Here is a 25690-nt window from a genome sequence, read left to right as displayed (position 1 = left end):
AACCTTTGGCCGGTCGTCGCGTTGATGCCGCGCCCGCGCCCCTCCGGGTGTCGGCAAAGGTGACGACGATGACCATCCTGAACGTAAGGCACGTGACCGTGTACCGCTACTCGACGCCGGTGAGCTTCGGGGAGCACCGCCTGATGTTCAGACCGCGCGACAGCCACGACATGCGGCTGCTCGAAACCAGGATGGCGATCAGCCCGCCGCCGACCGACATCCGGTGGATGCACGACGTCTTCGGCAACTCGATCGCCATCGCCTCGTTCGACCAGACGGCGGCCGAACTGCGGTTCGAGAGCTCCATCCGGCTGGATCATTTCGGCCTGTCCGATCCCGACTTCCCGATCGAGGACTACGCGAAGACCTATCCCTTCTCCTACTCGGCCGAAGAGATCCCGGATCTCGGGCGCACGACGGAGCGCCATTTTCCAGATCCCGACCATCTGGTCGACGAGTGGGCCAAGCAGTTCATCCGGACCGACGGCCCGACCGAGACCCAGGAGATGCTGGTCGCGATGACCCGCACCATCAAGGAGAGCTTCACCTACAAGGCGCGGGTCGCCGTCGGGACCCAGAGCCCGGCGGAGACCCTGGGGAGCCGGTCCGGCACCTGCCGCGACTTCGCGCTCCTGATGATGGAGGCGGCGCGCACGCTGGGCTTCGCCGCCCGCTTCGTCTCGGGCTATCTCTACGACCCCGCGGTCGACGGCGATCCCGAAAGCCGGGTCGGCGGCGGCGCGACCCATGCCTGGGTCCAGATCTACCTGCCGGGTGCGGGATGGGTCGAGTTCGACCCGACCAACGGCATCGTCGGCGGCGCCGGCCTCATTCGGGTCGCGGTCACCCGGGACCCGGCGCAGGCGGTTCCCCTCGGCGGCGACTGGTTCGGCGAGGCGGAGGATTTCCTGGGCATGGAGGTCGAGGTGACCGTCACCTCCGAATAGCGGGCCGGCCTCGGAGACTTTGCGGGGAGTGAAACCGGAGCGTCAAAAATCCGTCACGCATGTCCGCTATATTGCGGATAGCCGCTCCCCGGAATTTCGAGGCAGGACGTCATGTCTGCATGTGCGCCCGTGCAGCGCAGCTACCGCTTGCCAGGACCGAACAGGACGACGCCCGGGGAAGGCGGCTTCAGGGTCGGGGACCTGATCATCCCGTTGCCGTCGATCGACCCGCACGTGCATTGCACGCGGGTCTACGACATCTTCGCCGACCATCCGGAATGGCCGGCGCTGGCGGTGGTCAACCGCGGCGCCGTGGTCGGGATGATCGCCCGGCCGGACCTTTACGCGACCTTCGCCAAGCCGCTGCTGCGCGACCTGTACGAGCGCCGGCCGATTTCCCTCCTCATGGACCGCCTGCCGCTGGTCGTCGACGCCGACCTCAGCCTGGACGAGGTCAGCCAGCGCATCGCCCACGCCAAGCCGGAGGCGCTGGTCAGCGGCTTCATCATCACGGAACGGGGCGAGTATCGCGGGATCGCGACGGCGCTGGCGCTGATGGGCAGGTCGGTCGAGCAGGCCCGGGCCAAGAACCGCGAGCTGGAGGAGGCCCGCAGGGCGGCCGAGGCGGCCAACTCCGCCAAGAGCAGCTTCCTGGCCAACATGAGCCACGAGCTGCGCACGCCGCTCAACGCGGTGATCGGGTTCGCCGAGCTGATCGAATCGGAGGTCTTCGGTCCCCTCGGCAACGAGCGTTACGCGGAATACGCGGCGGATATCCGCGTCAGCGGCCACCATCTGCTCGACCTGATCAACGACCTGCTCGACCTGTCCAAGGCCGAGGCGAACCGGCTGGAGCTGAGCGAGGGAAAGATCGACGTGCGGTCGATCGTCGGCTCCAGCGTCAGGATCGTCGCCGAGCTGGCGCAGCGCGGCGGCGTCACCCTCCGGGCGGAGGTCCCGGCACCGCTGCCGCCGCTGTGGGGGGACGAGCGCAAGCTTCGCCAGATGGTCCTGAACCTGGTTTCCAACGCGGTCAAGTTCACGCCGGCCGGCGGCGGCGTGACGGTTTCCGCCGCCCTGACGGAGGAGGGCGGGCTGGCGGTCGCCGTCTCGGATACCGGCATCGGGATGAGTCCCGACGAGCAGGTCAGGGCGATGGAGCCGTTCAGCCAGATCGACAACGCCATGAACCGCCGCCAGAAGGGGACGGGGCTGGGGCTGCCCCTTACCCGGCGGCTGGTCGAGTTGCATGGCGGCAGGCTGCGCATGGACAGCGTTCCCGGCTGCGGCACCACGATCACCCTGTATTTCCCGCCCGAACGCCTGGAATCGCGCGTGGTCAGCCCGGCGGAGGCGTGAGCAGGGTCCGGAACTCCGCCACCACCGCCTCGTAGATCGGCCGCTTGAACGGGACGATCAGGTCGGCGAGCCGGTCCGGCTCTATCCATTGCCAGGCGTCGAACTCCGGGTGGTCGGTGACCAGGTCGATGTCGCCGTCGGTTCCGGTGAAGCGGGCCAGGATCCATTTCTGCTCCTGCCCGCGGTACTTGCCCTTCCAGACCTTGCCGATCAGGTGGGGCGGCAGGTCGTAGCGCAGCCAGCCCTCCGTCTCGGCGACCACCTCGGCCGCCCCGGTGCCGATCTCCTCGACCAGCTCGCGGAGTGCTGCCTCGCGCGGGGTCTCGCCGGCATCGATGCCGCCCTGGGGCATCTGCCAGGCGTCGGGCGTGTCGATCCGCCGGCCGACGAAGACCTTGCCGCCGGGGTTGACCAGCATGATGCCGACGCAGGGCCGGTAGGGCAGTTTGTCCGATTTGCTCATGGGGGCTTCTTCCTGCCGGACGGTTTACCGGTCGGCCTGCTTGTTGACGAGCGCCGTGATGGGGGCCAGCACGATGCCTTTCCCTTCCAGCGTCTTGATCCAGTCGCTGAGCTGGTCCAGCGTCACCGGGTATGGCTGGGCGATCCCGACCGCGGCGCCGTCCAGCCGGGCCGCCTCCTCAAGCAGGCGCATGCGGGCCTCGATCGCGGGTCTCGAAGGCACCTCGTCGATCAGCGTGTCGGCGATGGCGCGGGGCAGGCCGATCCGGGTCGCCTCCCGCGCGGCGATGCTGCGGGCGCCCGGCCGGGCGTCCAGGAACATCAGTCCGCGCCGGTTCACCTCGGCCAGCATCGGGCGGACACTGTCGGGGGCCCCGGTGAAGCGGTTACCCGACAGGGACAGGACTCCGACATACCCGGAGACCCGCCCGAGCGATCCCAGCAGCCTCTGCTGGTTGCGGTCGCCGTCGAGGGAGACCAGCAGCGCGCCGGGGCCCGGATCGTTGCGCGGGAAGTCGGCCGGCTCGGCCGGCAGGTCGAGCATCACCTCGTGCCCCAGCCGGCGCGCCTGGTCCACCCAGGTGCCGAGCTGGCCGGCGCCGCTCGCGAAGGCCAGGGTGACGGCCCCCGGCAACCCCTCGATCGCCCGGAGCGTCGCGCCGGACGAGATCCCCAGGGGGCCGACCACCAGGGCTATGCGCGGGCGCTTGTCGTCGTGGAAGAAGGGGCGGGCATAGGTCTGCCACGGCGTCCTGCCGTCGGATGCGATCCGGGGCAGCGGGCCGCGCGGGGAGTCCTCGATCAGGCCGGCCGCCGGGGCCGGCACCATCGGGACCGGATCGTAGGGCGAGTTGACGGCGGCCGGCGCCGCCTTGGCCGGCTCGGCCTGGATCACGCCGCCGCTGTCCGGGGCCAGGACGGGGACGACGATCCGGGGGACCGCAGCCGCCAGTTCGCGTTCAGTCTCCTCGGCCCCGCCGACCAGCCAGGCCGCCGTCCATCCTACCAGCAGGACGGGAAGCAGGACCGCGAGCGCCCCCGCGGCCCGCCGGCCGTTGCGCGACCTGGCCGTCGCCTTCGCCGCCAGGGCCACCGTCCGGATGCGCCGGGTGACCAGGTTGCGCTCGACGCCGGTGTCGATCTCGGTCGACAGCGTCCGCTCGCCGTCGACCACCGGCCCGGCCGCCTTCCGCCGCCGCGGCTTCAGCCTGGCGAAAGCCTGGGCTACGGCGCGGCGGATGGCGGCGATGTCGATGGCGACCTTGACCTTGGGGGCTTTCGCCTTCGGAGCCTGTTTGGCGGCGGTTGCCATCGGGGGTGCGCGGTCCTCAGTTCACGGCGCGGGTGTTGAACAGCGACACGCCGCGGATCAGGTCGAGCGCCCGGGCGAGCTGGTAGTCGAACTGGTCGTTGGCTGCCGCCGCCGCCGCATCGGCGTCCTCGCCCTGGGGCGTACCCTGGGCGCCGGGCCCCGGAGCGGGGGTGGCCGGAGCGGGGTTGGCCGGAGCGGGAGCCTGGGCGGGCGGGGCCGCCTGGGGGGCCGGCTGCCCCTGCTGGCCGCCGTTCACGGTGTCGTTGCGGAGAGCGCCGCGCAGGTCCGCCTCGCGGCGGCGCAGTCCCTGCTGGATCTCCTCGACGCGCGCCGGCTGGACCTCGATGTCCGGGCTGATGCCGAGCGCCTGGATCGAGCGGCCCGACGGCGTGTAGTAGCGCGCGGTGGTCAGGCGCATGGCGCCGTGGCCGGGCAGGGGGATGATGGTCTGGACCGAGCCCTTGCCGAAGGACTGGGTGCCCAGCACGATCGCCCGGCGGTGGTCCTGAAGCGCGCCGGCGACGATCTCCGACGCGGAGGCCGAGCCGCCGTTGATCAGCACCACGATGGGCTTGCCCTTGGCGAGGTCTCCCGCCTTGGAATTGTAGCGCTGGCCGTCCTCCGGCTTTCGGCCCCGGGTCGAGACGATCTCGCCCTTGTCCAGGAAGCTGTCGGACACCGAGATCGCCTGGTCGAGCAGTCCGCCCGGATTGTTCCGCAGGTCGATCACGTAGCCGGTCAGCTTGTTGCCCAGGTCCTTCTCCAGCCGCTCGACCGCCCGCTCCAGGCCCATCTGGGTCTGCTCGTTGAAGGTGGTGATCCGGATATAGCCGACGTCGCCCTCCTCCCGGTAGCGGACGGACTGGATCTTGATGGTGTCGCGGGTGATGCTGACGTCGAACGGCTCGGAGCCCTCGCCCCGCCGGATCGTCACCTTGATGTCGCTGCCCACGGGGCCGCGCATCTTCTCGACCGCGTCGGCCAGGCTCATGCCGGAGATCGCCTCGCCGTCCAGGTGGGTGATCAGGTCGCCGGGCTGGATGCCGGCGCGGAAGGCCGGCGTCTCGTCGATCGGCGAGACGACCTTGATCAGGCCGTTCTCCATCGTGACCTCGATGCCGAGACCGCCGAACTCGCCCCGGGTCTGCACCTGCATGTCCTGGAAGCTCTTGCGGTTCAGGTAGCTGGAATGCGGGTCCAGCGAGGTCAGCATGCCGTTGATGGCCGTTTCGATCAGTTGCTCGTCGGTGACCTGCTCGACATACTCCGACCGGACGCGCTCGAACACGTCGCCGAAGAGGTTGAGCTGCCTGTAGGTTTCCGAGGTGTTGGTCTCGGCGATCGCGCAAGCCGGCGCCAGGAATAGTACGCCCGCCAGGGCGGCAGCACTGATCGTTTTCATCATCTAACCTTGTCCTTTCCCATCGGAAGCGGGGAGGCCGCGCTGCGGGTTGATGGGCTGACCGTTCCGTCGCAGCTCGAAGTAGAGATCGGGATTGCCGTCCGCCGGGCTACCCATCACGCCCAGGGGTTCGCCCGCCAGGACGCGCTGGCCGACTTTGGTGTCGATACGGCCCAGTCCTGCGATAAGACTATGATATCCATTCGGATGTTCAACGATCAAGATGAGGCCGTAGCCGCGGAACGGCCCGGCGAACATGATCGACCCGGACGAGGGGGCCACCACCTGGGCGCCCGGCCGGGCCGAGACCGTCAGCCCGCGGCTGGTCACGCCGAACTTGTCCGCCTCGCCGTAGCGGGTGGTCACCTGGCCGGCGACCGGCAGGCGCGATGCCCCCTCTCCCGGCCCGCCGTCCGGGCGATCAGGCGCGGTGGGCGGCGTGATGGAGGCGGCGATCTCGCGCTCCCGCTCCGCGGCGGCGGCGGCCGCGCGGGCGGCCTGCTCGCGCTCCGCCTTCTCCCGTTCGGCCTTGGCCCGGGCGAGCGCCTCGGCCTTGCGGCGCTGCTCCTCGCGCCGGCGCTGCTCCGCCTCGCGTTCCAGCCGCTCGATCAGGCCGCGCAGGTCCTGCGCCTCGTTGCCGAGCCGGGCCATCCGGTCCGAGACCTGGCGGCGTTCCTCCTCGGTCTGTTGCTGAAGCTCCTGCCGGCGCTCGACCAGCCTGGCGATCTCGTCCTGGCGGGCCGCCAGCGCGGTGCGGGCGCCCTGCGCCTGGGCGCGCCGGCCCGACAGGTCGGCGCGCAGGTCGGCCAGCCGCTGGAGGGACACGGCCAGCGCCTCCGCGCGCTCCCGCAGGATCGGCACGGCCGAGCGCAGCAGCAGAGCGCTGCGCAGGGTGTCGACCGGCGATTCCGGGCGGGCGATCATGGCTTCGGGCGGGATCCGGGACAGCCGCTGCAATCCGCCGAGCAGTTCGGCGATGCTGGCCCTGTCGGCGTCGAGCTTGCCGGCCTGGGCCGACTCCTCCGCCTCCAGGGCGCGGAGCGTCTCCTCCAGCCCGGTCAGCTCGGTTTCGAGTTTCGCGGCCTCGTCGGCGGTCTGGACCAGGCGGGTGCGGAGCCCTTCCAGTTCCCGCTCCAGCGCCTCGCCCGAGCGGGCGAGCGCCGCGTCCCGCTGCCGGCCCGCCTCGATCTGGCGCTCGATTTCGGTCAGGGCGCGCTGGGACGCGCGGGGGTCGGCCTGCGCCCAGGCCGGTTTTCCGGCAGGCCCGCCCCCGGAGAAACCGCCGAAGCCGCCCGCGGCGCCGAGGAGGGCAGCCGCCGCCAATGCCGCCCTCCGCATCCTGCTACTCCGCCGCGCCGCTTGAGGCGCGGCGAATCAGCGACCGGCCGGTCATCTCCGCCGGCTGCGGCAGCTTCATCAGGTCGAGCATGGTCGGCGCGATGTCGGCCAGCTTACCGTCGCCCAGGCCCACCGCGTCGGCCGGCCCGTTGACCAGCATCAGCGGCACCAGGTTGAGCGTGTGGGCGGTGTGCGGGCCGCCGGTGACCGGGTCGCGCATCATCTCGCAGTTGCCGTGATCGGCGGTGACCAGCAGGGTCCCGCCCTGCGCGGTGACGGCGTCGACCAGGCGGCCCAGGCAGGCGTCCACCGCCTCGACCGCCTTGACCGCGGCTTCCAGGATGCCGGAATGGCCGACCATGTCGGGGTTGGCGAAGTTGATCACCAGCATGTCGAACCTGCCGGAACCGACCGCCTCGACCGCCTTGTCCGCCAGTTCGGGCGCCGACATCTCGGGCTGGAGGTCGTATGTCGCGACCTTGGGGGAGGGCACCATGATGCGCTCCTCGCCCGGATAGACCCTCTCCTCCCCGCCGTTGAAGAAGAAGGTCACGTGCGGGTACTTCTCGGTCTCGGCCATGCGGAGCTGGGTCAGGCCGGCGTCGGACACGACCTTGCCCAGCACGTTGGTCAGTTCCTTCGGCGGGAAGATCGCGCTCAGCTGCTCGTTCAGCTCGGCCGAATACTCGACCATGCCGGCGGCGGCGGCGAACCGGATCGGGTTGCGCCGGTCGAAGCCCTTGAAGGCGGGATCGAGCAGGGCGGTCAGGATCTCCCGCGCGCGGTCGGCGCGGAAATTGACCATCAGGACGCCGTCGCCGTCCTTCATGCCGGTATAGCCGTCGATCACCGTGGGCAGGACGAACTCGTCGCCGGTGTCCGCCGCGTAGGCGGCGTCGATGGCGGCCAGCGGGTCCGGCGCCTCCAGGCCCTGGGCGGCGACCATCGCGTTGTAGGCCCGCTCCACCCGTTCCCAGCGCTTGTCCCGGTCCATGGCGTAGTAGCGGCCGTCGATGGTGCCGAAGCGGATGCCGGGCACGCCCTCGATCGACTTCAGGAACTCGCCGACCTGCTCGCGGGCGCTGCGCGGCGGCACGTCGCGGCCGTCCAGGAAGCCGTGGATCACGACCGGCACGCCGGCGGCGCTGAGCGCCTTGCACAGGGCGGTGAAATGGGACTGGTGGCTGTGGACGCCGCCGGGGGACAGCAGGCCCATCAGGTGGCAGGAGCCGCCGGAGGCCTTCAGCGCGTCGATCAGGCCGTTCAGCGCGGGGTTATGCTCCAGCTCGCCCTCGGCGATCGCCTTGTCGATCATCGGCAGGTCCTGGAACACGACCCGGCCGGCGCCGAGATTCATGTGGCCGACCTCGGAGTTGCCGATCTGGCCCCTGGGAAGGCCGACATCCTCCTCCGACGCATGGAGGAACGCGCGGGGACAGGACTGCCAAAGCCGGTCGAACACGGGGGTATGGGCCTGCGCCACGGCGTTGTCCGCCGGATCCTCGCGATAGCCCCAGCCATCGAGAACGCAAAGGACGACGGGGCGGGGGCGTTTGATATCGGTCATGGCGGACATAGCACTATCCCAGTTTGGTAAAGGATCCGTTTCGGCAGCCGTGGAACAGGCCGGACCCAACGGACAGTTTATGCACGATGATAAGGGTGTCCCGCCAGAATCTGTTGCGCCCTGTAAAGCTGCTCCGCCAGCATGGCGCGCACCATCAGGTGGGGCCAGGTCATGGGACCCAGCGCCAGCATCAGGTCCGCCCGCTTCGCCACCGCCTCGCCATGACCGTCCGCCCCGCCGATCAGGAAGGCGACGTCGCCGACGCCCGTGTCCCGCCAGCCGCCCAGCTTCTCGGCGAAGCGCTCGCTCGACAGGGCGGCGCCGCGCTCATCAAGCGCCACGATCGTGGCAGCATTGGGGACGGCCGACAGCAGCAGGTCGGCTTCCAGGCGCTTCAGCTCGTCGGGCGGCACGCGCTTCTTCGACTCGACCTCCTTGAGGACGAGCGGCCAGGTCATCCGCCGGGCGTACTCCTCGTACAGGTCGCGCGCCGCCCCGGCCCGCGCCCGCCCGACGGCGGCGAGCCAGATCTTCATGGGCCTACCTTCTCAGTGCCGTACCGGACCGATCCGTCCAAGCCTGCCGGTCAGGCGTACAGCATGTCCTGCCGAGCCGCCGGCGGCTCGATGCCCCACATCTTCTCGATGTTGTAGAAGCTGCGGACCTCGGGCCGGAACAGGTGGACGATGACGTCGCCGGCATCGATCAGGACCCAGTCCGCCTGCGGCAGGCCCTCGATCTCGACGGCGGCGGCCCCGGCGACCTTCAGCTTCTCGCGCAGATGCTCGGCCATGGCGCCGACCTGCCGCGTCGAGCGGCCCGATGCCACGACCATGTAGTCCGCGATGGTGGTTTTGCCGGCGAGGTCGATCACGACGATGTCCTCGGCCTTGTCGTCGTCCAGGGACTTGACGACCAGCTCGCTGAGCTGCCTGGGCAGGTCCATATGGGAGGGTTCCATAGGGGGGAGCTGTTGGGAGTTCGACCCGTTTTCAGGGGTCTGTTGCATGAACGTAGCTATGGCTTTCACCTCTATTGAACGGGTTGACCGCCGGAAGCGACCGCCGCGGCCTGCGCGCGGCGCTTCCGGATTTCCGTCGCCGATGCCGGATGCAACGGGTTCTGGAAAAACACCCAGGCCGGCGGCCGCATGTCCGCGAGCCCCCGGGCCCGGGCCTGGCCGACCCGGCGACACCTGTAGCGTTGCGCGGCCTGGCCGTGCAACGCACTTAAAGAATATGGAGGGCGACTGAAGACTGCAACGGGTGTCCCGTTAAAGATTCGCGTCCAGTTCTGCCAGCGGGGGATCTGGGTCAGGTTGTCGGCGCCCATCAGCCAGACGAAGCGGGTCCGCGGGAAGTACCGGTGCAGTCCGGCCAGTGTCTCCGCCGTGAAGCGGGTTTCCAGCGCGCACTCCACGTCGGTGACGACGATCCGCGGGTGCCGGGCGACCAGCCGGCCGCCGGCCAGTCGCTCTTCCAGCGACGCCATGTCGCGGGTCGATTTCAGCGGGTTCTGCGGGCTGACCAGCCACCAGACATAGTCCAGGTCGAGCAGCTTGAGCGCCAGCAGGCTGATGTGGCGATGCCCCTCGTGGGCCGGGTTGAACGACCCGCCGAGCAGCCCGACCCGGCGGCCGGCCCAGGTCCGGCCGCCGTAGAGTGTCACCCTCGTCACGCCGGGTCCCGGCTCCCCTCGGCCGCAGTACCGGTCATGCTCCCGATCATGGGCGGACCTGCCCGGTGCCGCGGACCTGGTACTTGTAGCTGGTCAGCTGTTCGGCGCCGACCGGGCCGCGGGCGTGGAGCTTGCCGGTGGAGATGCCGATCTCCGCCCCCATGCCGAACTCGCCGCCGTCGGCGAACTGGGTCGAGGCGTTCAGCAGCACGATGGCGCTGTCCACCTGGCTGAGGAACTTCTCGGCCGCCGCCGCGTCCTCGGTTACGATGCTGTCGGTATGGTGGGAGCCGTGGCGGTTGACATGCTCGATCGCGGCGTCGACGCCGTCCACCACCCGGACCGAGATGATCGCGTCCAGATATTCCGTGTCCCAGTCGGCGGCCGTCGCCGGGACCGCGCGGCCGTCGATCCTCCGGGTCGCCTCGTCGCCGCGCACCTCGCATCCGGCGGCGATCAGGGCGTCCAGGACGGCGGGCAGGACGGTTTCGGAAACGGAACGGTCCACCAGAAGCGTCTCGGCCGCCCCGCAGACGGAAGTGCGGCGCATCTTGGCGTTCAGCACGATGTCGCGCGCCTTCGCCGGATCGGCGGCGGCATCCACATAGACGTGGCAGATGCCGTCCAGATGCTTGATCACGGGGATCCGGCTTTCCGCCGCGACCCGCTGGATCAGCGACTTGCCGCCGCGCGGGATGATCACGTCGATGTCGTCCACCATGGTCAGCATTATGCCGACGGCGGCGCGGTCGGTGGTCGGCACCAGCTGGATCGCGTCCTCGGGCAGGCCGGCGACGCGCAGGCCGTCGCGCATGCAGGCGATGATGGCCCGCGAGGATTCGAAGCTGTCGGAGCCGCCGCGCAGGATGCAGGCGTTGCCCGACTTCAGGCACAGCCCGCCGGCGTCGGCGGTGACGTTGGGGCGGCTCTCGTAGACGATGCCGATGACGCCCAGCGGCACCCGGACGCGGGCGATCCTCAGACCGTTCGGCCGGTCCCACTCCGCCATGACGGTGCCGATCGGATCGGGCAAGGCGGCCACGTCCTCCAGGCCCTTGGCGATGCCCTCCACCCTTGCCCCGTCCAGCTTCAGCCGGTCGATCAGGGAGGCGGCCATGTCGCGCGCCCCGGCGTCGGCGACGTCGCGGGCGTTGGCCTCCAGGATCGCGGCGGACCGTTCCCGGATCGCGGCGGCGGCCGCGCGCAGCGCCGCGTCCTTCCGCTCGGTCGGGGCCAGGGCAAGCACCGCCGCCGCGGCGCGCGCGGCGCGGCCCAACTGCTGCATCTCCCCCTGCAAGGGGTCAACGGTGTGCTTGACGGCGGTCACGGCGGCTTACTCCCGGTCTCGGTTCGTTGGGGGCGGGACTTTAGGTGATTTTCCGGTCCCGGAGAAGGGCTGTCCAGTCGATCTCGTCCAGTCGCCCGACGATCCGGTCGACCGCGTCGAATTCCAGCGTCCGGTGCTGCGGCCAGGCGATGGTGACCATGCCGGCCGCCTTGGCGGCGCGGGCGCCGATCGGGCTGTCCTCCACCGCGACGCAGGCGTCCGGCGGCACGCCCAGACGCTCGGCGGCGCGCAGGTACGGCTCCGGGTCGGGCTTGCCCCGGGTCACGTCGTCGCGCGACAGGGCGAAGCCCAGCGCCTCGGGCATGGCGATGACGGCCATGTTCGCCTCGACGACGCGCCGGGCGCTGTTCGACACGCAGGCCTGGGCGATGCCCGAGCCCGCCAGGTCGGCGACCTTCTCCAGCGCGCCGGGGCGCGGCGGCACGTCGGCCACGTGGGTGACGTAATGGTCGGAGCAGGCGGCGGCGAATTCCGGCAGGTCAAGCGGCAGCGGCTGGACGGCGTTCAGCAGGGCGTAGACCTCCGCCATGGAGCGGCCCAGCAGGCGGTCGTAGTCGGCTTTCGCCAGGGTCTGGCCGTGGCTCTCGCAGACCGCCACGAACGACTTGAAGTGATGGGGCTCGCTGTCCAGCAACGTGCCGTCGATGTCCCAGAGGACGGCTCTTATCATCGGAAGTTCCGGATTGTGCGCGGGAAGGCGTGTCAGGAAAGCACCAGGTCGTCGCGGTGGATCATTTCCGTGCGGCCCTGGTAGCCCAGGATCTCGGCGGTGTCCTGGCTGTGGTGGCCCATGATCAGGCGGGCGTCGTCGGCCGCGTAGGCGGTCAGCCCGCGCGCCAGCTCGCGCCCGTCCGCGGCCCGGACCACCACCGCGTCGCCGCGCTGGAAATCGCCGTCGACCGAGACGACCCCGGCCGGCAGCAGGCTGCTGCCGCGGGCGAGCGCGGCGGCGGCGCCGGCATCCACCACCAGCGTGCCGCGGGCGTTGAGGTGGCCGGCGATCCAGCGCTTGCGGGCGGTCCTGGGTTCGGCCCCGGGCAGGAACCAAGTGCAGGGGGCGCCGCCCCCGGCGGCCGGCGCGTCCAGGGCCGACAGCGCGTTCATCCGCTTGCCCTTGGCGATCACCATGCGGCAGCCCGCCGCCAGCGCGATCCGGGCGGCGGCGATCTTGGTGACCATGCCGCCGGAGCTGTAGCCGGGCGGCGGCTCGCCGGCCATGCCCTCGATCTCGGGCGTCAGCTCCCGGACCTCGGGGATCAGGGTGGCCGTGGGGTCGCGGCGCGGGTCGGCGGTGTAGAGCCCGTCGATGTCGGACAGCAGCACCAGCGTGTCGGCGCTGACCATCTGGGCGACGCGGGCGGCCAGCCGGTCGTTGTCGCCGAACCGGATCTCCGACGTGGCGACCGTGTCGTTCTCGTTGATCACCGGCACCGCGCCCAGCTTCAGCAGGGTGTCGATGGTGTTGCGGGCATTGAGGTGGCGGCGCCGCTCCTCGGTGTCGTCCAGGGTCAGCAGGATCTGCGCGACGGTGACCTCGTGGCGGGCCAGCGTCTCCTGGTAGGCATGAGCCAGCCGGATCTGCCCGGTCGCCGCGGCGGCCTGCTTCTCCTCCAGCCGCAGGGGCCGGCCGATCAGGCCCAGATGCTCGCGCCCGACGGCGATGGCGCCGGACGAGACGATGATGACCTCCTGGCCGCGCGCCCGGCAGGCGGCGACGTCGTCGGCCATGGCGTCCAGCCAGTCGCGCCGGACCTTGCCGGTGGTCTCGTCCACCAGCAGGGCGGACCCGATCTTGACGATCAGCCGCCGCGCGTCGCGCAGGGTGGGGACGCTGCCGGTGGAGCTCTCTTCTGCGGCGGCGGTGGTGGCGTCGGCGGCGGCCAGGTCAGTCGGCATGATCGTCTTCGTCGTCCAGGTCGTGGTCGTCTTCCCCGCGGGCCTCGCCGCCCAGTTCCCGGCCGGGCTCAGCCAGGGTGCGCTCGCCGTGGTGGAGCGGAACCGGATGGCGGCGGCCGGGGGCTGCCTCCTCGGCCTCCTCCTCGCGCGCGTCCTTGATCCGGCGGAGCAGTTCGAACAGGACGGGCTGCACGCCGATGCCGGTGGCGCCGGACAGCACCATCACCGGGGCTCCGGCGGCCTCCTCGAGGATCGCCTTCTTCTCCGCGATCTCCTCGTCGTCGAGGCTGTCGCACTTGTTGAGGCCGACGATCTCCTGCTTCTCGGCGAGGCCGTGGCCATAGGCCTCCAGCTCGCCGCGGATCACCGCGTAGGCCTCGGCCACGTCCTCCTGGGTGCCGTCGATCAGGTGGAGCAGCACGCGGGTGCGCTCCACATGGCCGAGGAAGCGGTCGCCCAGGCCGGAGCCCTCGTGGGCGCCCTCGATCAGGCCGGGGATATCGGCCAGCACGAACTCCTCCTCGCCGACATAGACGACGCCGAGGTTGGGCTGGAGCGTGGTGAAGGGATAGTCGGCGATCTTGGGCCTGGCGCGCGACGAGGCGGCCAGGAAGGTCGATTTGCCGGCGTTGGGCAGGCCCACGAGGCCGGCGTCGGCGATCAGCTTCAGCCGCAGCCAGACCCAGCGCTCCTCGCCCGGCCAGCCGGGGTGGCTCTGGCGCGGCGCGCGGTTGGTCGAGGACTTGTAGTGGGCGTTGCCGAACCCGCCGTCGCCGCCGCGCAGCAGCACGACCCGCTGCCCGACCTCGACCATGTCTGCCAGGACGGTCTCCTGGTCGTCGTCGAGCACCTGGGTCCCGACGGGGACGCGCAGCACGATGTCCTCGCCCTTGGCGCCGGACCGGTCGCGGCCCATGCCGTGGCCGCCGCGCGGCGCCTTGAAATGCTGCTGGTAGCGGTAGTCGATCAGGGTGTTGAGGCCTTCGACCGCCTCGATGACCACGTCGCCGCCCTTGCCGCCGTCGCCGCCGTCCGGCCCGCCGAACTCGATGAACTTCTCGCGCCGGAAGGCGACGATGCCGGGCCCGCCGTCACCGCTCTTCAGGTATACCTTGGCTTGGTCGAGGAATTTCATGGCTCGGATGTCAACAAATGTCAGCAGGAAAGATTGTCTGCGGGAGGTAGGGAGCGGAGGGCGGCGAGGGTAGGGGAGCCCAAACGAAAATCGGGGGGACGGCTGAACCGACCCCCCGATTATCCATTTCCTGACCTCAGGATGCTGGGGCGCCGTTATTCGGCGGCCGCCGGCACTTCCTCGGCTTTCGCGTTCTCATTCACCGAGACGAAGGTCCGGCCGGCGATCGACTTGCGGAAGCTGACCTGCCCCTCGACCAGGGCGAACAGGGTATGGTCCTTGCCGACGCCCACGTTGGCGCCGGGGTGGAACTGGGTGCCGCGCTGGCGCACGATGATGTTGCCGGCGAGAACGCTTTCCCCGCCGTACTTCTTGACGCCGAGACGACGGCCGGCGCTGTCGCGACCGTTGCGGGAGCTACCGCCTGCCTTTTTATGTGCCATTGCTCTGAACTCCTATGGGCCAGGATCGTACCGATCGGGGGTGTCGAGCGCGAGGTTACGCGCTGATCCCGGTGATGCGCAGCACGGTCAGGTCCTGACGGTGCCCGTTCTTGCGCCGGTAGTTCTGGCGACGCTTCTTCTTGAAGACGATGATCTTCGGACCACGATCCTGGGCGATGACTTCGGCGGTGACCGCAGCCCCTGCGACCAGGGGGGTGCCGACCGTCGTGTTGCCGGCATCGCTGACCATCAGGACTTCGTCGAAGTTGATGGAAGCGCCAGCCTCGCCGGCCAGTTTCTCGACCTTGATCACGTCGCCGTTGGCGACTTTGTACTGCTTGCCGCCGGTGCGGATCACTGCGAACATGTTTGCCACTGCCGTATCTGAATACAAACTACGGGCACGACAAACCTCGTCCGAGATTTGAGCCCGCTGGTAAGGAGCGGCGAATATACTCATCGGCGGCGGAGAGTCAACAGGGGGATTGCGGATTCCGCGGGGGCGGCGCCGGCGGAAGCGGCGTCGGATGGTCCGGTCCCCGGGATCGGATCGGGAGTCCGGAACCCATCCGCTGACAGGCGCATATCGAGCCGTGTCCCGAGGTTTATGGAAGAGATGCCGGGATGTCCGTTCCGCCATCCGGAAGATCGGGGTATGATGCTTTCGCCGCCGTCGAGGAGGCTGACCGGTTCGGCATCGAATTGGACCCCCAGGCCGGACCCCAGGGAATGAACCAGATGTCTGAAGATCGTGCAGCCGGGGATCTATCCGTGCTGTTGGGTACCATCAGGCCGTCCGATCTCCGCATGAAAAGCCCGGCGAAGGAATTCGATGACGATGCCGCCATCAAGTTCATCGAGGACAACTGGGACGCCTTGGTGAAGGACGGTGTCGAACGCATGAGGCGCCTGTCGCGCCGGGACGGGCTGTCGGAAGATCATGAGGGAAGAGCAACCGACGAACCCGTGTCGCGACACGATGGTCCAGGCTGAACTTATCACGATCCGGACTTGAAAGATGGCCTTGCGGACGGCGGCTCCATACGCTAGTTTCCGCGCCGCTTCGCCGCCGAACGGTGGGTGAGGCTGCTGCGTCGGACGGGTGGTCGAGTGGTTGAAGGCACCGCACTCGAAATGCGGCGTACCTGCAAGGGTACCGTGGGTTCGAATCCCACCCCGTCCGCCACTTAAGCAGGCTTGCGCACGAACGCTCTCCTTTCCGCGTTGTCGCGCACGAACCCGTAAGTTATCGTAGATGTTGCTCCTCTGGCGGCGGGTGGGGAGTCCCCCCGGCACGCCATCGCGAGGTGATGCGCTTGATGGCTGCCCTGGGCAATGAAGCCGAGTGCGCGGATTTTCGCGGCCTGCCCGAGATCGACGGCGGTCGCGGTCAGGACCACGCCGGTTTCCGACGGGTCCGCGCGGACTGTCCAGCCATCCATGCCGTCGATCTCGCGGCCGTGGGCGGGGACCATCCGGCGGATCGCTTCCAGGATGCGTTCCTCGCCGGAAACCTCGTAGCAGCTTCGCCCTCGCGTTCAAGATGACCTCGTTCATGTCGGCCAGATGCCAGCGCAAGGCCTCGCCGTCCACCTTGTACCAGTCGGTCCGCGGATCGGCACTGAGGATCCGGGCGATCTCTTGGATCGCGCCGAAAGCATCCTGCCCCAGCATTGCCAAGCTCCCTTGAACTTACATTCATGTCCATTCTCATATTTTCGTTCGATAACGAAATTTCTTGCGTGAACTGTTTATATACTTGATTATTGTTGCCATGAATGCCAGAAAGAATGGTGCGGCGGTGTATTGATTTTCAGAAGTTGGAGCCTTTATTTCGTTAGCACACTAATAAATTTTTGGACAGACTCTGCATGTGAGGTGGTGCAACATGAGTTTTCCGGTGGTCCCGTCATGAGTCTCGATCTGGCTTGGTTCACTCCGAAGCACCGCATTCTGATCGACACCTGCACGCTCATGGACCAGACCGGTAGGGCGTGGGTCGAAGTAGTTCTCTGGCCCGAGCTCAAGCGATCCGGCCGACGGCTTGTCGTTCCGGAGAGGGTCTATGCCGAACTCGTCAAGCTCTCCTCCTTATCCTCTGATCCTGCTCGGGCCGCATCGGCGAAGCGGGGTAGGAGGCTAGTGGACGAGATGCGCGCCAGCGGTTGCGCGGATGTCTTCGGTGATGCTGGTGATCCCTTCGCCGATGCTGTGATCGCCAGCGTTGTCACTCGGTACCGCACCAAGTTTGATATGCTGGTCATCACCCAGGATAGCGGTCTTGCGCAACTCCTGACGCAGGTTCGCGATTCGGATGCGATTGCGTCGCGTTACGACCTGACGGTTGCCCGCATCAGCAGCGCTGGCATTGAAGCGTGGATTGCGCCCCGGGGCACGCGGGCGAAGACCACTGCTTCGGGGCGGCGCCCAGGCGCTGCACCCACCGGGATAGGTCCAAGTCCGAGTACCGCACCGCAGGCCAAAGCGGGATTTCCGCCTCCGAGCGGAAAAGTCGCCGCATCCAAAGGAACGGTGACTGTCTCCTCCATCCCCAGAGTCGGTGACCAAGTGCGGACCGAAGCCGGTGACCCGGTCACTTTGGGCAAGGAACTTGCCAGCGGTGGCGAAGGAATAGTCTACCTAGCGGGCCTGGGTAAGGTCGCAAAGATATACAAGGCCAATAGGTTGAGCGTGCTGAATTTTGCTAAGATAAAGCTGATGACTTGCAATAGTGTTGGTATCAAAGGAGTCTGCTGGCCCGAGTCTTTGCTCTACAATGTTAAGCAGGAGCCAGTCGGTTATTTAATGCCACAGGCGGAGGGCTTTCCTCTTGACACGTCGGTTTTCAAGAAACCGCTGCTGCTGAAAAAGCTTCCAAATTGGAAGCGGATCGATTTGGTACGGCTTGCCGTCAGGGTTGCGGAGATTGTCGACGGTCTGCACCGCCAGAACGTAATCTTGGGAGACATAAATCCTAATAACATCCTGGTGACCCCAGATGGGCGGGTGACCTTCGTAGATCTCGACTCTGCTCAGGTGGCGGACTACCCGTGCCCGGTCGGCATGGTGAATTTCACGCGCCCCCAGCACCACGGGAAGGACTTCAGTTCCTACCTGCGCGACTTCGATGACGACCGGTTCGCGCTGGCCGTGATGCTCTTCATGATTCTCGTTCCCGGTAAACCGCCCTATTCCCATACTGGCGGCGGAGAGCCTGGGGAGAATATCCGCAAGAAGAATTTCGGGCCTATAACCCAGAATCAGCATAGATACGGCAAAGTCGCATGGCCGCAGTGAGCGGCCATGCGACTCGTTATGTCAATCGGCGACGGACGACATCAACCGACGACTGATGTCCTCGACGTACTCGGCTTCACGCTCGATCAGAATGACGTTCATGCCCGCTTCCACCGCAGCCTCTCCGGTGGTGCCGCTGCCTGCGAAGGGGTCGAGAACCGTCCCGCCCACGGGTGTCACCAATTTGACCAAATACTGCATCAGGGCGACCGGCTTGACCGTGGGGTGCTCCGATCCGGCCCGATCCTGCTTCGATGCCTTGGCGTTGTAAAAGAAGCGGGCGGGCGTGCCGCTTTGGTCGCCGAAGACAGAGAACGCCCCCAGGACTTCATCACTGCCATCATGGATAACGTTGGCAGGCCAGCGACCGGAAGCATGACCACCGTGCACTCCGGCATGATTACCTGTACGCCAGTTTTTGTGATTTCCAGTACCCGCATTACAGAAGCGTGTCGTGTTGTCCTCTGTCGGCACACGGCATTCATCTATGTTTATCGCTCCAGTTCCATGTGTCGCCACATTTTTGGCGACCGTCCCGCCAAAGGGTTTGCGGGCCAGGACGCAGGGTTCCCACGCGGGTTTCAAGGCCGTTCCCCAACCCGCCCATTCGTCCTTTAAGTTGTGTGACTTGGGAAACCCGCTTCCATACAGCCAGCCGATCTGATCTCGAATATCGAAACCAGCATCTTCGACGTTAACGACCAGCCGGTGGTAAGTGCGGGTGCCGGAGAACGACAGCAGGTGTCCGCCCGGCTTCAGTACCCGCAGACATTCCTGCCAGATCGCCACCGAGGGGACATCGTAGTCCCATTTCTTCCCCATGAAGGACAAGCCATAGGGCGGATCAGTAACAATGCTGTCTATGGAATTATCGGGAATAGTCTTTATGACTTACAGGCAATCACCGTGATGGATATCTATTGTCATGGCTCGTCTCTATTGTTGACGAGCTATTTAGTCCGGTGTTATTTTCTTGATCAGATGATGGCAACGCCACCAGTCTTGCGGTCACGTCGCACGTTGCATCCCACGGCATGGCCGAAGATGACGCGGAGTTTGTCCAGCAGGGGCATCCTCTCCCTGGTGACCTTGCGGACCCGCTCGCCCTTGCGGGTGACCTGCTTCTCCACGGTGACCCGAAGGTTCCACCGGGTCATCACGTCGTTGACGTACCGCTGCATGTGCTGCTTCGACACGAAGAAATGCACATCACGCATGTGTTCAATCCACGAATTGAAGCACTCGGCGGTGTTGTTATGCACGTCGTCGCGGGCGAACTCCGATGCACCGTGGCAGACCGACGAGTGGGCGGCGAAGGACTTGCCGATCTTCGCGTAGACCTGATCCTCGTCCGACATCAGGTGGGCCGAGGCGTCGATCTGAGCGGCGACGATGGCCTGGATGGTGTCATGGGTATCGTCGGGCACCACGGTTGCCCGTGCCTCGCCGTCCCGCTCCACCGCGATGAAGACCGGCTGCTTCTTCGTACCCTTGCCCCGCTTGTGCTTCACCGGTTTCCCATCCTGGTCCTTGGTCTTACGGGGCTTGCCGCCGACGTACTTGCCGTCGAGTTCCACGACATTGGAGAGTTTCTCTCGCACACTGAGCCAGAAACCCTGGAGTTGGCGGAACGCCGTGAGGATCTTCCACACGGATTTCTGGCTGACGCCGGTCCATTCGGCGATCCGGGTGGACGCCATACCGAAGCTCGAATTGGCGTCGTAGTAGATGATCTCGAAGTACTTGACCAGCGGAAGCTTCCGGCTGTGAAGCCAAGTCTGGCTCGTCGCGGTGAACTGACCTCGGCATCCCCGGCAATGATAGAGCCGCCGCTCGGCGGCCTTCCCTTTCATCGCTATGGTATCGACGCAGCCGCACTCCGGGCAGAACCTGCCCTTCGGCCAGACGGTTTCTTCGAGGAATGCCAAGCATGCCTCATCATCCGGGAATACCATTTGGAAGTCGGTCAGTTTCATTGTCGCCCCTTATGCTGGCGACACTATGGCACGGCTGGAACAGCCGTCAAATCTCAGGGCTGAACCCCTACCCATGCTGATTCTGGGTTATAGGCCCGAAGAATTTTCCTTATCCCGTTGGCGACAAAAATGCCAATGGTATGCCGGATGGCCCTTGGCGCTTCATCTGGAGTCACCTGTCCCGCCGCGTGAAAGTGGCGTTCTCTGAGGCATTCACCGAGGATAAACTTCGCTCGCCGTCGGAGTGGATTGAGGTCCTGCGCATGTACGAGCATTCGATCGAGAACGGCTTCATGGACCTCGAGCAGGGCAATGACATTTTCCCGGATCGCGGCAAGCGGCTCTCGGCCGAGGTTCAAGACCGATTCAACATCCGGCAGGAGGAGATGGTCGGGTTCATTTGCCAGTCCTGCGGTAAGGCCTTCGAGATCCGCCGTTCAGTGCTGGAGCGGTACGCCAATCCGCCAAAACGCTGCCCGGATTGCCGAAAGGCTGCCAAGCTACAGGAGCAGTTGGGCGTCAGCGATTTAGGGCCAAGTCCCTCGTCAACAACGAGGTACGCTGGCAATAGGAACTCCGGGCTTGCGCACCCCGTGCCACTGACAAAGTCCTCGCCACCACGATATTCGAGCAGACCGACCGTCACTCAGCCTTACAGCAGCTCGAGAGCCGACGGTATTCTGCTCACTCTGCTCCGCAAAATCTTAGGATAAACATCCATGGCAAGCACCGATCTTGTTCTGAGCCATCACGAGCTAATCGAGAACCCGACGGCCCGCGTTCCCATCTGCTTGGTCCTGGACGCCAGCCCGTCTATGGAAGAAACGCACTACGGTGACAGGCAGACTCCAATCGAGGCACTGAACATCGGCGTACAGGCATTCTACGAAGATATCTCGAAGGACGAAATGGCCCGATATGCGGCCGACATCGCGATCGTCACGTTTTCAGACGTATCGCGGATAGATACTGATTTCGGGTCGGTGGAACGTGGTGCACCGATGGTGTCTATCCACGGCGGCGGCGGCACGTCAATTGGCAGCGGAGTCGAACTGGCGCTCGACATCTTGGAGCGCCGGAAGAAGCAATACAAGGAAACGGGCGTAGACTACTATCAACCCTGGCTCGTCCTGATGACCGACGGTGCCCCTACGGACCAAACGCACCACGGGGCTGGCAGGAAGGTTTCAGATATGGTGAGGCAAAAGAAGCTCATCATTTTTCCGATCGGAGTTGGATCAAAGGCGGACATGCAGACGCTGGAACTCTTCAGTCCGACCCGGCCGCCCTTACGGTTGCAAGGCCTGTGTTTCGCGGAGTTCTTCAAATGGCTCTCGAGTAGTGTGGCGGCCACCTCCAGGTCTACCCCTGGCGAGGCGGTGAAGCTCGATGTGGAAGGCATCAAGGGTTGGGCTGAGCTCTGATATGCCTCGTTTAATTATCCGCAGCGCCTTTGCTTCCGTAACCGGGCGCCAACACGAGGCGTCCGGTACTCCTTGTCAGGACGCCGCTCTCCTACATCGGCTAGGTCGGTCCGGAGTCATTGCGGCCGTCGCCGACGGTGCCGGAAGTGCCAGACATGCCGAGATCGGCGCAAGTGTCGCTGTTTCTGCCGCAACTCATGTTTTGGCGACTTTGAAGTCGAACGTCTTCGCGCTCGATGAACCAAAAGCCGTTTTGAACCAGATTCAAGAAGCACTGACGGCTAAGGCCTGTGAGATCGGCTGTGAGGTCCGCGACTTGGCTTGCACGCTAATGGCGGTTCTCGTGATGAAGTGCGAGGACGATTTCGGATGGGCTGCTTTCCATATCGGCGATGGTGTGATCGCAGCAGAGATGGACGGACAGTTGCAGGTTCTGAGTCGTCCTGAAAACGGTGAGTTCGGGAATTCCACGTACTTCCTCACCGACGCTGGAGCCTCGACGCGATTTCGTGCCTATAAGGGGCAGAGCAAAGCGGTGGCCTTCGCCTTGATGACCGATGGCGCGGCCGAGAGCCTCTATCATCGCGCTAGCGGTCGGCTGGCGCCCGCAGTCGGCACCTTGGTCGGCTGGTCGAGGTCCCTGCACCCCCAGACATATAAAAGCGCGCTCAATAAGAACATGCGGAACGTTATAAGCATAAAGACAGGGGATGATGCAACCCTGGCGATCGTCAGTCTCGGCATTAAGGGTGCCTAACATAACCATCGTTCGACGAAGCGGAAGGTGATGAGGGCTGCGGCGAGGTGATTGAAGGCGGCAAAGATATCCATCCGGCGTTCGTAGCGGACGGAGATCCGCCGGAATCGGGCGAACCATGCCAAGGTGAGGTGGACCCTGCTGGTGAGACAATCGAGGTGGCGGGTTAAGCGAGAGTCCCGCGGGATCATTGCGCCGTGTTGATGCCGGGCATCGGTGTCGGCGCGAGTTGCAGGGTAGCTGCTATACTTCCAATTTCCAGATCCTTGTTGCTGATGCCGGTGGGCATGGGGGCGAAGGTGAGCATCTCCTGGTTTGTCGAGCCTGCTCGGCAAACCAGGGGAGCGGAACCGTTCGGCGCAGCCGATCGTCCCGATGTCCACGGGCATTGCATTTCGTAGATCTGCCGGGGTGTCCGGTAGCCATGCGCCTGATGCAGGCGCTCCTCGTTGTAAAAGTTCAGCCAGGCGCCAATGCCCACCCTGGCATCGGCGACCGAGGCGTAGGCGTGCAAGTACACGTCCTCATATTTCAAGCTTCTCCAAAGGCGCTCGATGAAGATGTTGTCCATGCACCGGCCCTTGCCGTCCATGCTGATCTTGATGGCGTGGGCCTTCAGCGCGCCGGTGAAGTCGGTACTGGTGAATTGACTGCCCTGATCGGTATTGAAGATTTCCGGTCGTCCGAACCGCCGCAGCGCTTCTTCCAGGGCATCGACGCAGAAGTCGGCATGCAGCGTGTTCGAAATCCTCCAGGCCAACACGGCCCGCGAGTGCCAGTCCATGATCGCCACCAGGTAGATGAAGCCCTTGGCCATCGGGATGTAGGTCACGTCGCTGCACCACACCTGGTTGGCCCGGTCGATGATCAGGCCGCCGAGCAGGTAGGGATACTTGGCGTGCTGGGACGCCGCCTTGCTGGTGTTGGGGCGCTGGTAGATGGCGACCAGTCCCATGAACCGCATCAGGCGCTGAACCCGCTTGCGGTTGATGGGGAAGCCCTGGGTGGCCAGCCACGCCGCCATGCGACGCGAGCCGTAGAAGGGCCGCGCCAGGTACTGGCGGTCGATCAGCTCCATCAGCCGGAAATCGTCGGCGCTGACCGGAGCCGGGCGGCGATAAACCGACGCCCGGCTGACGTCCAGCAACTGACATTGGCGGCGCACAGTCAAGGTGGGATGCGCGCGGTCGATCATCGCGCGACGCTCGGCCCGGTCTACTTGCCGAGCCTCCTGGCCAAAAAATCGTTCTCGACCTTCAGTTGGCCGATCTGGCGGTAGAGTTCGCCGACCTGGGTTTCGCTGATCTCATCGTCGCGGTCGCTGCCGCTCTCGAACACGCCGGCCGCGCCGTCGAGCAGCGCCTTCTTCCAGGCATGGATCTGGCTGGGATGGACACCATACTCGCCGGCCAGTTCGCCGACCGTCCGGTCACCCTTGATCGCCGCCAAGGCTACCTTCGCCTTGAACGTCGCGCTGTGTTTCTGCCGAGACTGCTTCACTGACTGCTCCTGTTTCTAAGCCGCATATGGGAGCAGGACTCTCACATACCCACCTGTCTCATTTCCGGGATCCAGCTCACTTTGGGTGGTGGACGGACAGCAGCGGTTGATGTCCCTGACGCGGGTGCTGCTGGCACCGGAGCCGGACCGAGACGAATTCGCCCTGTATTTCGACCTCGACAAGGCGGAGTTCAAAGCTCCACCCAAGGATCGTGCCGTCGATCCCTCCCGTTACCTGCCGATGACCGAGGTGCTGGAGTCGGAACGGCTGATGCGGTGGGTCTTCAAGCATGCGGCCGATCGGCCCGAGCGGCGGGAGCGGGCGTTTACCGTGGGCAAGCGCATTCGCGAATATGAAATCCCGGCCTATCTGGTCCGCACTCAGCGGGAGCATATCCTGCGCGAGATCTTCGGACGCACCAACTCCAGTGGCCACCCGCTCGGGCAAGAACAGGTATTCGATGCTTTGAACGGAGCGCGCGGCCAAGGCCGGCCCGCTTCCCTGCGCCAGATCGTTGCCGAATTGGCATTCATGGGCTTCGGCTCCATCGAGGAAAAGCTGCTGTATCGGCTGTTGCGGGCACTGCAAGGCAGGGATTTTACCGAGCGCAAGGGCGAGGGGCCGCTCCGCCTGGACGATGCTGACGCGGAACGCGCCTATCGTAAGACGGCGGAAGCTGCCCGGCGGGTTATCCAGTTTCTGAAGGACGATGTCGGATTCCGCGCTACGATCTTTTGCCCTACAAGCAACCCTTCGTGTCGCTGGGCAAATTTTTCCATCTCTATCCCGATCCCGGAGCCCGTTCCCGGCAACTGTTGGAGCGCTGGGTGTGGCGCGGGGCTCTGACCGGCGCCCATCGCGGCGATACCGTCTCCACACGAGCCACCTTGGATCGCATCGTCGAAGGAAGCGAAGAGGTTTCCGTGCAGAGGCTGCTGGAGATGGTCGTGAGCCGCCCCGGGGCCTTGCCGAAGATCGATGAGGGCTTCAATTTTCGTTTCGCCACCAGCAAGCTGCTGGCTCTGGCCATGCTCGACCTGAGACCTCGGAACCTGGACAGCGGTGAACTCATCGAGATCGACCAAGCCGCCGAGGGGGAGGAGCAGGAATTTCGAATGCCTTTCATCATCGACAGGCATGACACACCGAACGATGCCCTGCGATCCACCGCCAACCGTCTGATCCATCCCCGCCGCCCGGGGCTCCGCCGGCGATTGGTCGGGGTGCGGGACCCGGAGCTGCTGGCTTCCCACGGCATTCCCGAAGCTGCCGCACAGGCTTTGTACACCGGAGACATCGACGGCTTCCTGAGACTGAGGGCCCACTTCCTGCGGCATCATTGCGAGCGCTTCTTCGCCCGGCATGCGCGCTGGGACGAGAGTGACCGGCCCTCCATCGCGGCGCTTGTGGTCGAAGACGAGGACGTGTGAATGGCCAGGGTTCTCAGCGTTCTGCTCGACGACCTGCCCGTCGGCCGGCTCACGCTCGGCGCCACCGACGGCAGCGATATGCACCATAAGAACTGGAGTCTGATCTATCCAGATGGCCTCAATGCAGCGCTTTCTCCCGCCTATGATCTGGTCTCCACCATCCAGTATCACCCGGATGACACGCTGGCGCTGAATCTCGGGGGATCGAAACGATGGGAGGACGTGACCGGGGAATCATTCCGGCGCATGGCTCGGAAAGCCGGCATCGAGGAAGGCCTCATGGCCGGTTGGGTGGACCAAGCCCGGACCGCTATCCTGGATGCTTGGCAGAAAAGCAGGACCGATTTCGGATACAACGCGCAGGCGCGGGAAAACATCGAGCGCCATTTGGCGCGAGTGCCCCTGTTGGGCCGGTGATC

Annotated in this window: 26 protein-coding genes, 1 tRNA gene and 2 pseudogenes; 10 read left to right on the top strand and 19 right to left on the bottom strand. The window is 66.0% G+C overall.

The features are described 5' to 3' along the window. Positions 1–68 precede the first annotated feature (68 nt). A complete protein-coding gene (locus tag IGS68_RS21440) occupies positions 69–947 on the top strand; it encodes a transglutaminase family protein (RefSeq protein WP_201073639.1) in 879 nt (292 codons plus the stop codon). Positions 948–1058: 111 nt separating this feature from the next. Next, positions 1059–2306, top strand: coding sequence for a sensor histidine kinase (locus IGS68_RS21435; protein ID WP_201073637.1), 1248 nt, complete (start codon positions 1059–1061; stop codon positions 2304–2306). Here the strand turns inward: IGS68_RS21435 and IGS68_RS21430 are convergent. From IGS68_RS21430 to rplU, 14 genes are all read right to left on the bottom strand, one after another. Beyond that, the gene (locus IGS68_RS21430) at positions 2287–2769 is read right to left on the bottom strand and encodes an RNA pyrophosphohydrolase (protein WP_201073634.1); all 483 of its coding nucleotides are present in this window, start codon (positions 2767–2769) and stop codon (positions 2287–2289) included. The genes IGS68_RS21435 and IGS68_RS21430 overlap by 20 nt on opposite strands. A gap of 24 nt (positions 2770–2793) precedes the next feature. Beyond that, positions 2794–4080 carry a divergent polysaccharide deacetylase family protein gene (locus IGS68_RS21425; RefSeq protein ID WP_201073632.1) on the bottom strand — a complete coding sequence of 429 codons (1287 nt, stop codon included), beginning with the start codon at positions 4078–4080 and terminating at the stop codon, positions 2794–2796. Between the two features lie 16 nt (positions 4081–4096). Beyond that, entirely contained in the window at positions 4097–5485 is a 1389-nt protein-coding gene (locus IGS68_RS21420; protein WP_201073630.1) for a S41 family peptidase, read from the bottom strand. Then, positions 5486–6805: a murein hydrolase activator EnvC family protein gene (locus IGS68_RS21415; protein WP_247881011.1), complete on the bottom strand. Its 1320-nt coding sequence runs from the start codon at positions 6803–6805 to the stop codon at positions 5486–5488. 19 nt (positions 6806–6824) lie between these two features. Further along, positions 6825–8387 carry a 2,3-bisphosphoglycerate-independent phosphoglycerate mutase gene (gpmI, locus tag IGS68_RS21410; protein ID WP_201073627.1) on the bottom strand — a complete coding sequence of 521 codons (1563 nt, stop codon included), beginning with the start codon at positions 8385–8387 and terminating at the stop codon, positions 6825–6827. A 77-nt stretch (positions 8388–8464) separates the two neighbouring features. Continuing rightward, positions 8465–8923 (bottom strand): 23S rRNA (pseudouridine(1915)-N(3))-methyltransferase RlmH, encoded by a 459-nt coding sequence (gene rlmH / locus IGS68_RS21405; RefSeq protein ID WP_201073624.1) that lies wholly within the window; start codon positions 8921–8923, stop codon positions 8465–8467. A 50-nt stretch (positions 8924–8973) separates the two neighbouring features. Next, entirely contained in the window at positions 8974–9333 is a 360-nt protein-coding gene (gene rsfS / locus IGS68_RS21400; protein WP_158046908.1) for a ribosome silencing factor, read from the bottom strand. Between the two features lie 86 nt (positions 9334–9419). Then, positions 9420–10064, bottom strand: coding sequence for a nicotinate-nucleotide adenylyltransferase (locus tag IGS68_RS21395; RefSeq protein ID WP_201073615.1), 645 nt, complete (start codon positions 10062–10064; stop codon positions 9420–9422). Positions 10065–10110: 46 nt separating this feature from the next. After that, positions 10111–11349 carry a glutamate-5-semialdehyde dehydrogenase gene (locus IGS68_RS21390; protein WP_201081568.1) on the bottom strand — a complete coding sequence of 413 codons (1239 nt, stop codon included), beginning with the start codon at positions 11347–11349 and terminating at the stop codon, positions 10111–10113. 82 nt (positions 11350–11431) lie between these two features. Then, positions 11432–12082 (bottom strand): HAD family hydrolase, encoded by a 651-nt coding sequence (locus tag IGS68_RS21385; RefSeq protein ID WP_201073612.1) that lies wholly within the window; start codon positions 12080–12082, stop codon positions 11432–11434. A gap of 32 nt (positions 12083–12114) precedes the next feature. After that, a complete protein-coding gene (gene proB, locus IGS68_RS21380) occupies positions 12115–13308 on the bottom strand; it encodes a glutamate 5-kinase (RefSeq protein ID WP_201073610.1) in 1194 nt (397 codons plus the stop codon). Next, on the bottom strand, positions 13298–14443 hold the full coding sequence (obgE, locus tag IGS68_RS21375; RefSeq protein WP_201073608.1) for a GTPase ObgE: 1146 nt from the start codon (positions 14441–14443) through the stop codon (positions 13298–13300). The genes proB and obgE overlap by 11 nt, the downstream gene beginning before the upstream one ends. 155 nt (positions 14444–14598) lie before the next feature. Then, entirely contained in the window at positions 14599–14886 is a 288-nt protein-coding gene (rpmA, locus tag IGS68_RS21370; protein WP_201073606.1) for a 50S ribosomal protein L27, read from the bottom strand. Positions 14887–14941: 55 nt separating this feature from the next. Further along, positions 14942–15253 (bottom strand): 50S ribosomal protein L21, encoded by a 312-nt coding sequence (rplU, locus tag IGS68_RS21365; protein ID WP_201073604.1) that lies wholly within the window; start codon positions 15251–15253, stop codon positions 14942–14944. A gap of 257 nt (positions 15254–15510) precedes the next feature. On the opposite strand from rplU, the gene IGS68_RS21360 reads away from it, so the two are divergent. Together IGS68_RS21360 and IGS68_RS21355 are read left to right on the top strand one after the other, a co-directional pair. Further along, on the top strand, positions 15511–15879 hold the full coding sequence (locus IGS68_RS21360) for a hypothetical protein (RefSeq protein ID WP_201073602.1): 369 nt from the start codon (positions 15511–15513) through the stop codon (positions 15877–15879). A 103-nt stretch (positions 15880–15982) separates the two neighbouring features. Then, a tRNA-Ser gene (locus tag IGS68_RS21355) sits at positions 15983–16072 on the top strand. 1 nt (position 16073) lies between these two features. On the opposite strand, the gene IGS68_RS21350 is transcribed toward IGS68_RS21355, so the two are convergent. Beyond that, positions 16074–16361 carry a hypothetical protein gene (locus IGS68_RS21350; RefSeq protein WP_201073600.1) on the bottom strand — a complete coding sequence of 96 codons (288 nt, stop codon included), beginning with the start codon at positions 16359–16361 and terminating at the stop codon, positions 16074–16076. 436 nt (positions 16362–16797) lie between these two features. On the opposite strand from IGS68_RS21350, the gene IGS68_RS21345 reads away from it, so the two are divergent. Further along, entirely contained in the window at positions 16798–18183 is a 1386-nt protein-coding gene (locus IGS68_RS21345; RefSeq protein WP_201073598.1) for a phosphotransferase, read from the top strand. Between the two features lie 21 nt (positions 18184–18204). On the opposite strand, the gene IGS68_RS21340 is transcribed toward IGS68_RS21345, so the two are convergent. After that, complete coding sequence (locus tag IGS68_RS21340; protein ID WP_247881010.1) at positions 18205–19005, bottom strand: DNA-methyltransferase; 801 nt, start codon at positions 19003–19005, stop codon at positions 18205–18207. Between the two features lie 155 nt (positions 19006–19160). Then, positions 19161–20159 carry an IS1595 family transposase gene (locus IGS68_RS21335; RefSeq protein WP_201073594.1) on the bottom strand — a complete coding sequence of 333 codons (999 nt, stop codon included), beginning with the start codon at positions 20157–20159 and terminating at the stop codon, positions 19161–19163. Between the two features lie 719 nt (positions 20160–20878). Between IGS68_RS21335 and IGS68_RS21330 the strand changes: the two genes are divergently transcribed. Together IGS68_RS21330 and IGS68_RS21325 are read left to right on the top strand one after the other, a co-directional pair. Then, complete coding sequence (locus tag IGS68_RS21330) at positions 20879–21583, top strand: vWA domain-containing protein (protein ID WP_201073589.1); 705 nt, start codon at positions 20879–20881, stop codon at positions 21581–21583. Next, complete coding sequence (locus IGS68_RS21325) at positions 21549–22340, top strand: PP2C family serine/threonine-protein phosphatase (protein WP_201073581.1); 792 nt, start codon at positions 21549–21551, stop codon at positions 22338–22340. Before IGS68_RS21330 ends, IGS68_RS21325 begins: the two co-directional genes overlap by 35 nt. Here the strand turns inward: IGS68_RS21325 and IGS68_RS21320 are convergent. Continuing rightward, positions 22337–22477: pseudogene (locus tag IGS68_RS21320) on the bottom strand (IS5/IS1182 family transposase); the annotation flags it as partial. The gene IGS68_RS21325 and the pseudogene IGS68_RS21320 sit on opposite strands and share 4 nt — an antisense overlap. Positions 22478–22737: 260 nt before the next feature. Then, positions 22738–23840 (bottom strand): annotated as a pseudogene (locus IGS68_RS21315) (IS3 family transposase); the annotation flags it as partial. Positions 23841–23949: 109 nt separating this feature from the next. On the opposite strand from IGS68_RS21315, the gene IGS68_RS21310 reads away from it, so the two are divergent. The 3 genes from IGS68_RS21310 to IGS68_RS21300 are packed head-to-tail and all read left to right on the top strand — an operon-like array spanning position 23950 to position 25688. Continuing rightward, positions 23950–24687 (top strand): hypothetical protein, encoded by a 738-nt coding sequence (locus IGS68_RS21310; protein ID WP_201073579.1) that lies wholly within the window; start codon positions 23950–23952, stop codon positions 24685–24687. Next, the gene (locus tag IGS68_RS21305) at positions 24597–25271 is read left to right on the top strand and encodes a hypothetical protein (RefSeq protein ID WP_201073577.1); all 675 of its coding nucleotides are present in this window, start codon (positions 24597–24599) and stop codon (positions 25269–25271) included. The genes IGS68_RS21310 and IGS68_RS21305 overlap by 91 nt, the downstream gene beginning before the upstream one ends. Further along, complete coding sequence (locus tag IGS68_RS21300) at positions 25272–25688, top strand: HipA domain-containing protein (RefSeq protein ID WP_201073575.1); 417 nt, start codon at positions 25272–25274, stop codon at positions 25686–25688. Positions 25689–25690 lie beyond the last annotated feature (2 nt).

Origin of the sequence: Skermanella sp. TT6 (assembly GCF_016653635.2) — a bacterium.
Lineage (GTDB): Bacteria > Pseudomonadota > Alphaproteobacteria > Azospirillales > Azospirillaceae > Skermanella > Skermanella cutis.
This window is presented reverse-complemented; position numbering and strand designations above follow the sequence as displayed.

Excerpts from the sequence above, each read along its gene's own strand:
- IGS68_RS21330 (WP_201073589.1), top strand. The coding sequence starts at position 20,879 with ATGGCAAGCACCGATCTTGTTCTGAGCCATCACGAGCTAATCGAGAAC.
- IGS68_RS21425 (WP_201073632.1), bottom strand. The coding sequence starts at position 4,080 with ATGGCAACCGCCGCCAAACAGGCTCCGAAGGCGAAAGCCCCCAAGGTC.
- proB (WP_201073610.1), bottom strand. The coding sequence starts at position 13,308 with ATGCCGACTGACCTGGCCGCCGCCGACGCCACCACCGCCGCCGCAGAA.
- IGS68_RS21345 (WP_201073598.1), top strand. The coding sequence starts at position 16,798 with ATGAGTCTCGATCTGGCTTGGTTCACTCCGAAGCACCGCATTCTGATC.
- IGS68_RS21390 (WP_201081568.1), bottom strand. The coding sequence starts at position 11,349 with ATGCAGCAGTTGGGCCGCGCCGCGCGCGCCGCGGCGGCGGTGCTTGCC.
- rsfS (WP_158046908.1), bottom strand. The coding sequence starts at position 9,333 with ATGGACCTGCCCAGGCAGCTCAGCGAGCTGGTCGTCAAGTCCCTGGAC.
- IGS68_RS21360 (WP_201073602.1), top strand. The coding sequence starts at position 15,511 with ATGTCCGTTCCGCCATCCGGAAGATCGGGGTATGATGCTTTCGCCGCC.
- rlmH (WP_201073624.1), bottom strand. The coding sequence starts at position 8,923 with ATGAAGATCTGGCTCGCCGCCGTCGGGCGGGCGCGGGCCGGGGCGGCG.
- rplU (WP_201073604.1), bottom strand. The coding sequence starts at position 15,253 with ATGTTCGCAGTGATCCGCACCGGCGGCAAGCAGTACAAAGTCGCCAAC.
- IGS68_RS21310 (WP_201073579.1), top strand. The coding sequence starts at position 23,950 with ATGTCCCTGACGCGGGTGCTGCTGGCACCGGAGCCGGACCGAGACGAA.
- IGS68_RS21420 (WP_201073630.1), bottom strand. The coding sequence starts at position 5,485 with ATGATGAAAACGATCAGTGCTGCCGCCCTGGCGGGCGTACTATTCCTG.
- IGS68_RS21350 (WP_201073600.1), bottom strand. The coding sequence starts at position 16,361 with ATGGTCCCCGCCCACGGCCGCGAGATCGACGGCATGGATGGCTGGACA.
- IGS68_RS21385 (WP_201073612.1), bottom strand. The coding sequence starts at position 12,082 with ATGATAAGAGCCGTCCTCTGGGACATCGACGGCACGTTGCTGGACAGC.
- IGS68_RS21325 (WP_201073581.1), top strand. The coding sequence starts at position 21,549 with ATGTGGAAGGCATCAAGGGTTGGGCTGAGCTCTGATATGCCTCGTTTA.
- IGS68_RS21340 (WP_247881010.1), bottom strand. The coding sequence starts at position 19,005 with ATGGGGAAGAAATGGGACTACGATGTCCCCTCGGTGGCGATCTGGCAG.
- IGS68_RS21300 (WP_201073575.1), top strand. The coding sequence starts at position 25,272 with ATGGCCAGGGTTCTCAGCGTTCTGCTCGACGACCTGCCCGTCGGCCGG.
- IGS68_RS21435 (WP_201073637.1), top strand. The coding sequence starts at position 1,059 with ATGTCTGCATGTGCGCCCGTGCAGCGCAGCTACCGCTTGCCAGGACCG.
- rpmA (WP_201073606.1), bottom strand. The coding sequence starts at position 14,886 with ATGGCACATAAAAAGGCAGGCGGTAGCTCCCGCAACGGTCGCGACAGC.
- IGS68_RS21440 (WP_201073639.1), top strand. The coding sequence starts at position 69 with ATGACCATCCTGAACGTAAGGCACGTGACCGTGTACCGCTACTCGACG.
- IGS68_RS21430 (WP_201073634.1), bottom strand. The coding sequence starts at position 2,769 with ATGAGCAAATCGGACAAACTGCCCTACCGGCCCTGCGTCGGCATCATG.
- obgE (WP_201073608.1), bottom strand. The coding sequence starts at position 14,443 with ATGAAATTCCTCGACCAAGCCAAGGTATACCTGAAGAGCGGTGACGGC.
- gpmI (WP_201073627.1), bottom strand. The coding sequence starts at position 8,387 with ATGACCGATATCAAACGCCCCCGCCCCGTCGTCCTTTGCGTTCTCGAT.
- IGS68_RS21335 (WP_201073594.1), bottom strand. The coding sequence starts at position 20,159 with ATGAAACTGACCGACTTCCAAATGGTATTCCCGGATGATGAGGCATGC.